The 6,582-nt window shown below is 73.9% G+C and carries 5 protein-coding genes; 1 reads left to right on the top strand and 4 read right to left on the bottom strand.

Annotated elements, in window-relative coordinates:
* Positions 1 to 72 precede the first annotated feature (72 nt).
* The 3 genes from fabG to Q0R63_RS24365 all read right to left on the bottom strand — a co-directional run bounded on the left by fabG (position 73) and on the right by Q0R63_RS24365 (position 3,520).
* Positions 73 to 831: a 3-oxoacyl-ACP reductase FabG gene (gene fabG, locus Q0R63_RS24375; RefSeq protein ID WP_295703023.1), complete on the bottom strand. Its 759-nt coding sequence runs from the start codon at positions 829 to 831 to the stop codon at positions 73 to 75.
* Positions 832 to 989: 158 nt separating this feature from the next.
* Positions 990 to 1,979 (bottom strand): acyl-CoA thioesterase II, encoded by a 990-nt coding sequence (locus Q0R63_RS24370; RefSeq protein WP_295703020.1) that lies wholly within the window; start codon positions 1,977 to 1,979, stop codon positions 990 to 992.
* A gap of 92 nt (positions 1,980 to 2,071) precedes the next feature.
* The gene (locus Q0R63_RS24365; RefSeq protein WP_295703017.1) at positions 2,072 to 3,520 is read right to left on the bottom strand and encodes a PLP-dependent aminotransferase family protein; all 1,449 of its coding nucleotides are present in this window, start codon (positions 3,518 to 3,520) and stop codon (positions 2,072 to 2,074) included.
* A gap of 62 nt (positions 3,521 to 3,582) precedes the next feature.
* Between Q0R63_RS24365 and Q0R63_RS24360 the strand changes: the two genes are divergently transcribed.
* Positions 3,583 to 4,272 carry a hypothetical protein gene (locus tag Q0R63_RS24360; RefSeq protein ID WP_295703015.1) on the top strand — a complete coding sequence of 230 codons (690 nt, stop codon included), beginning with the start codon at positions 3,583 to 3,585 and terminating at the stop codon, positions 4,270 to 4,272.
* Here the strand turns inward: Q0R63_RS24360 and Q0R63_RS24355 are convergent.
* Positions 4,221 to 6,452 (bottom strand): RecQ family ATP-dependent DNA helicase, encoded by a 2,232-nt coding sequence (locus Q0R63_RS24355; protein ID WP_295703012.1) that lies wholly within the window; start codon positions 6,450 to 6,452, stop codon positions 4,221 to 4,223. The genes Q0R63_RS24360 and Q0R63_RS24355 overlap by 52 nt on opposite strands.
* Between the last annotated feature and the right edge of the window lie 130 nt (positions 6,453 to 6,582).

The following is a 6,582-nucleotide window of genomic DNA, read 5'->3' as shown; positions in this document are numbered from 1 at the left end:
CGACCTCAGCGCCAGACCACGACCTCGGCTGCTGGGGCGGGTGGCCTCGGCCGGGCCGGCGCGTTGGTGGCGTCAGTCCTTCGGGCCGCCGGCGACGTAGATGACCTGGCCGCTGACGAAGCCGGCCTCGTCGCTGGTCAGGAAGGAGACCGTCGCCGCGATGTCCTCGGGCTGACCGACCCGCTGGACGGGGATCTCCTTGGCCGAGAACGCGATGAAGTCGTCGAAGGGCACGCCGATGCGCTCGGCCGTCGCCTTGGTCATCTCGGTCTGGATGAACCCGGGGGCGATCGCGTTGGCCGTCACCCCGAACCTGCCGAGCTCGATGGCGAGGGTCTTGGTGAAGCCCTGGATGCCGGCCTTCGCGGCCGAGTAGTTGACCTGCCCGCGGTTGCCGAGAGCGGACGTCGAGGAGAGGTTGACGATGCGGCCGAACTTCTCCTGCGTCATGTACGCCTGGGCCGCCTTGGTCATCAGGAACGCACCGCGCAGGTGGACCCCCATCACCGAGTCCCAGTCCTCCTCCGTCATCTTGAAGATGAGGTTGTCGCGGGTGATGCCGGCGTTGTTGATCAGGATCGTCGGCGCGCCCAGCTCGTCGGCGACCCGCGTCACGGCAGCAGCGACCTGATCGGCCTTCGAGACGTCGACCCCGACGGCGATGGCCTTGCCTCCCGCGGCGGTGATGGCGTCGACGGTCTCGGCGCAGGCGGCCTCGTCGAGGTCGAGGACCGCGACCGCGTGCCCGTCCGCCGCGAGGCGCTTCGCGGTGGCGGCGCCGATGCCGCGGGCGGCTCCGGTGACGATCGCGGTGCGGGGGGTGGTGGCCATGGGGGTGCTCCTCGTCTAGGGGGACTGCAGGGGGTCGGGGCTCGGACCGGTGGGCCGGCATACCGGCTGGGCCGTCGGCGTCAATCTTACTGAGCGCTTGCTTACCTCCTCACCAGGAGGGAGGTCGGCCCGGTCACACCCAACTCCCCGGTCACCCCTTACCCCTTGAGGCGGGTCATCCCCTCCTGGGCGACCGTGGCGATCAGCGCGCCGTCGGAGGAGAACATCTGCCCGGTCGACAGCCCTCGGCCGCCCTGGGCCGTGGGGGACCGTTCGGTGTAGAGCACCCACTCGTCGGCCCGACCGGGACGGTGGAACCACATCGCGTGGTCGAGGCTGGCGACGCGCAGGCGTGGGTCGGACCACGCGAGCCCGTGCCGGCGCAGGATCGGCTCGAGCAGGGAGTAGTCGGAGGCGTAGGCGAGGACGGCCGCATGAAGGAGCGGGTCGTCCGGCAGGGGCCCGATCGCCTTGAGCCAGACGCTCTGCTGGGGCGCGAGCTGGCGGCCGGGGCGGACGTGGATCTGTCCCTCCACGTGGCGCAGGTCGATCGGGCGGTCCCGGGCGAAGTGGCGGGTCCGGGGGTCGTCCACGGTCCGGGCGACCTCGGCGAGCGAGGGCAGCGACTCCGGGTCGGGCGCGGCGGGCATCGCGTCCTGGTGCTCGAGACCGTCGGACTGGGACTGGAAGGAGGTGATCATCGACAGGATCGGCTTGCCGTACTGGATCGCGTGGACCCGCCGGGTGGAGAAGGAGTTGCCGTCTCGGATGTTCTCGACGGCGAAGCGGATCGGGTGGCTGTCGTCCCCCGCGCGGACGAAGTAGCCGTGGAGCGAGTGGATGTGGCGGGGGGTGTCGCCGACGCCCTCGACCGTGCGACCGGCCGCGATGACCGACTGGGCGAGCACCTGGCCGCCGAAGACCCTGCCGTGGTGCTGCTTCTGGCTCTGGCCCACGAAGACGGCCGCCGAGGACAGGCCGAGGTCCGTCTCCGCATCGCCCGCCGCGCCCTTGACGCTGATGTGGGCGGACCCCAGCGGCTGGAGGTCGAGGACCTCCAGCAGCTCGATCAGGGCCGGCAGGCTCGGGGCGGCGGCGGGGTCGGGCCGGGTGTCGGGGGAGGCCGGGTCGGTGAGGTCATCGGTCACCCCCGGACCCTACCGAGTCGCCCTCGGCAGGGTGGCGGTCGAGGGGCGAGGGTGGCGGTCGAGGGGGGCAGGCAGGAGTGGACGGTTCGGGGTCAGGCGACGAGGGAGGCCCGCGCGGCCGGGCGCACCGGACCCTCGACCGCGGTCCGCCAGGCCCGGGCGAGACCGTCGACAGCCCCGACGAGCACCTCCGCCTCGAGGGCGAACGGGATGCGGACGCACGACTCGAGCCCGCCGCCCACGCCGAACGCGCTCCCGGGGGCGAGCCGGATCCCGAGGGGCAGCGCCGCATCGCAGAGCGCGGTGGAGCGGGGGGCCGGCAGCTCGCACCACAGGCTGAGGCCGCCGGGCGGCACGGAGAAGCGCCAGTCGGGCAGTCGGTCGTGCAGGGCGCCGACGAGGGCGTCCCGTGAGCGGCGCAGCTGCGCACGGCGGTGCTCGAGCACGGCGCCCTGGCGGTCGAGCAGCGTTGCCAGCACGAGCTGCTCGAGCACCGGGACGCCGAGGTCGAGAGACAGCCGGGCCTGCTGCAGCCGCGGGACGTCGGGCAGGGGGGCCCGCACCCAGCCGACGCGGAGCCCGCCCCAGAAGGTCTTGCTCGCGCTGCCCAGGGTGATGACCCGGTCGTCGAAGGTGGCCAGGGGCCGGGGCATCGCGACGTCCTCGATGTCGATCAGCAGCTCGGCCGGCGTCTCGTCGACGATGGCCACGGCAGCCTGCCGGCGGAGGGCCCTGCCGACGAGGCCGCGGGTGTCCTCGTCGACGAGGATGCCGGTGGGGTTCTGGAAGTCAGGGATGAGATAGGCGAGCCGGGCGGCGCTCTGGCGCAGCGCGAGCTCGAGCGCGTGGGGGTCGAGGCCCGACGGGTCGAGCGGCAGCCCTACCGTCCGCGCCCCCGAGTCACGCACGGCCGCGATCGCGTTCGGATAGGTCGGGGACTCCATCAGCACGCGGTCTCCGGGCCCGATGAGACCCCGCAGCGCGAGGGACAGGCCGGCGAGCGCACCCGTCGTCAGGATGATCTGGTCGGGGTCGGTCGGCAGCCCCCGCGTGGCGTATCGCGCGGCGACCCGCTCGCGCACCTGCGCGAGGCCGAAGGGGTGGTAGCCGGATCCCCCGACGTGGTGGGCCAGGCCGGCGACGGCCTCCTCGAAGACCTCGACCATCCCGGGCGGGGCCGACGGGGCGGCGAGGCTGAGGTCGACGACCTCGCCGAGACCGTCGGACGGATACAGCGGCCCGCCGGACGACGGTTCCCCGGGGACGGTCACGACGCTGCCGGAGCCACGACGTGAGGCGAGGTAACCGCGGTCACGCAGCACGGCATACGCCCCGGCGACGGTGGTCCGGCTCACCCCGAGCGCGGCAGTGAGGTCGCGTTCGCTGGGCAGCCGGGTGCCGTCGAGGATGCGGCCGTCGGCGACGAGACGGCGCAGGCCCTCCGCGATGCCCTGGTATGCCGGGAGTCCGGGTCGGGCGGCCGGCGTCGTCGCCCGCAGCAGGTCGGCGACGCGGCGGGAGGAGATCGCGACGGGAGCCATGCAGGCCACTCAACCACAAGTGGCTATGGATCCACAGGCCAATCGTCTGACAGGGTGGAGGTATGGCCCTCGCCCGCACCGACCTCGTCCCGATGACCCCGCGCCAGCAGCTGCGCGCCGGCCGGCTCCCTCGGCGCCTCGCCCAGCTGGCAGTCGGGCTGTCGCTCTACGGCTTCTCGATGGCGATGATGGTCCGCAGCCAGCTCGGGCTGGCGCCATGGGACGTCCTGCACATCGGCCTCGCCGCGCGGCTCCCGCTGACCTTCGGCGAGGTGACGATCGTCGTCGGGGCGCTCGTCCTCGTGCTGTGGGCGCCGCTGCGGCAGTGGCCGGGCCTCGGCACGATCGCCAATGTCGTCGTGATCGGCGTGGTCAGCGACCTTGGCCTGGCGCTGCTGTCCCAGCCGACCTCGATGCTGAACCGTGCCCTCCTCCTGCTCGGCGGCATCCTCCTCAACGGCATCGCCGGCGGCCTCTACATCGGGAGCCAGCTCGGCCCCGGCCCCCGTGACGGGCTGATGACCGGCGTCGCGCGCCGCACGGGCTGGAGCATTCGCCTCGTCCGCACCGGCATCGAGGTGACGGTGCTCGGCGTCGGGTGGGCGCTCGGAGGTGTCGTCGGCGTCGGGACGATCGCCTACGCGGCGCTGATCGGCCCCATCGTCCAGCTCGTGCTGCCCCTGGTGACGGTCGCGCTGCCTCAGCCCACGCTGGCCAGCGCGAACGGGAGCACGACCTCGGCCCCCGCCTGACGCAGGGCCCGCGCGGCGATCGTCATCGTCCAGCGGGAGTCGACGAGGTCGTCGACGAGCAGGATCGGGCCGGCGGACTGCGCGACCGCCCGCGCGAGCTCCGGGGAGACGACGAGCCGCTCCCACACGCCCGCGAGACGGAACGCGCTGTTGCCCCCGGCGCCGCCGGACGGACCTCCCCGGGCGAGGTCGAGGGCACCGAGCACGGGGAGCCTCCCGATCTCGCCGAGCCCGTGGGCGACGGAGAGCGACAGTCGAGGCCGCGATCGCGAGGGGATGGCGACGATGCCGGTCGGGCGCTGGTCCCAGCCCCAGTCGCGCAGCACCCCCACGCAGGCCTCGAGCAGCTCACGCGGCGCCTCGGCCCGCCTCGGTCCGGGCCCCGCGGTCTCACGTGACTCGGGCGGCTCGGGCGGCTCGGGCGGCTCGGGCGGCTCGGCCCACGGGTCGCTGTCCTCCGTCGCGACCGCGGCCCCTTCCTCGGTGCGCAGCAGGTCGCGCAGCCGCTGACCCCACCCGAGATCGGTGAGTCGCGCGAGGACCCGCCCCGAGGCCATCGCCTCGTCGGCCGAGATCTTGCCCGACACCGGCACGCCGAGCCGGCCCATCCCGCTCGGCCACTGGGCGCGGGGGTCGAGCTGCACCCCGACCTTGCGGAGGCGTTCGCGGGTGGCGAAGACGGCGGCGTCCGGGATCGCGTCGTCGACCCAGGGCCCGGCGCAGCGGTCGCAGCGCCCGCAGGGAGCGGCGGTCTCGTCGTCCAGGGCGCGCTGGAGGAACTCCATCCGGCAGCCGTCGCCGCGCTCGTAGTCGACCATCAGCTGCTGCTCGCGGTCGCGTGCCTCGGTGACCCGGGCATACCTCTGCGTGTCGTAGGTCCACGGCTGGCCGGTGCTCGTCCAGCCGCCGCTCACCCGGGAGACGGCGCCGTCGACGTCGAGGACCTTGAGCAACAGCTCGAGCCGGGTGCGTCGGACGTCGACGATCGACTCCAGTGCCACCGTCGACAGCGGCTTGCCCGACGAAGCGAGCGCGGTGAGCACGGCGTCGGCCTGCTCCTGGCGGGGCATCGAGGCGGAGGCGAAGTAGCGCCAGATGTCGCGGTCCTCGGGACCGGGCATGAGCAGGACATCGGCGCTCGCAGTGGCGCGCCCGGCGCGGCCCACCTGCTGGTAGTAGGCCACGGGGGAGGAGGGCGCGCCGAGGTGGAGGACGAAGCCGAGGTCGGGCTTGTCGAAGCCCATGCCGAGCGCGCTGGTCGCGACGAGCGCCTTGACCCGGTTGTCGCGCAGCGCCTCCTCGAGGCTTTCGCGGTCGGCGGGGTCGGTGCGGCCGGTGTAGGAGCGGACCTCGTGGCCGGCCTCGCGCAGGGTCGCCGCGACGTCGTCGGCCGCCGAGACGGTGAGGGTGTAGATGATGCCGCTGCCCGGCAGGTCGGCGAGGTGGGCAACGAGCCACGCCACCCGCTGCTCTGGGGCGGCGAGGGGCAGGACCCCCAGCCGCAGGGAGTCGCGGGCGAGCCCGCCGCGCAGCGTGAGCACCTCGTGGCCGCCCGCGCCGAGCTGCTCGGCGACGTCGGTGACCACCCGCGCGTTGGCGGTCGCGGTCGTCGCGAGGACGGGGGTGTCGGTGGGCAGGGTCGCCAGCAGGTCGCGGATCCGGCGGTAGTCCGGGCGGAAGTCGTGCCCCCAGTCGCTGACGCAGTGCGCCTCGTCGACCACGAGCAGGCCGCAGCGGCGGGCGAGGTCGGGCAGCTGCTCCTCGCGGAACCGCGGGTTGTTGAGGCGCTCGGGGCTGACGAGGAGGACGTCGACCTCGTCGGCGGCCAGGGCGGCCGAGACCTCGCCCCACTCCTGGGCGTTGGCGGAGTTCATCGTCATGGCTCGGATGCCGGCCCGTCCGGCGGCCCCGATCTGGTCGCGCATGAGGGCGAGCAGCGGCGAGATGATGATCGTTGGACCGGCACCCGCGGCCCGGCGCAGCGCGGTCGAGACGAAGTAGACCGCCGACTTGCCCCACCCGGTGCGCTGCACGACGAGCACCCGCTGCCGTCCGCCGACGAGGGCCTCGACCGCCTCGAGCTGGCCGTCGCGGAAGTCGACGTCGTCGCGGCCGACGAGCCGGCGCAGGGCGACGCGGGCGTCGGTCGCGAGGGTGGCCGAGGTCGGGGGAGAGCTCATGCGCCCACGGTATGCCGTGTGGCCGACACCCCCCGTCGGTCATCCACAGGGGGCGCACTCTCGGGCATACCCCCGTCCGTCTGCCGTTCCCCTTTTGCCGCCCACCCGCCCTGCCGGCTGAGGTCGTGGT

This window comes from Lapillicoccus sp. (assembly GCF_025353065.1).
In the GTDB taxonomy this organism is placed as follows: Bacteria; Actinomycetota; Actinomycetes; order Actinomycetales; family Dermatophilaceae; genus Lapillicoccus.
This window is presented reverse-complemented; position numbering and strand designations above follow the sequence as displayed.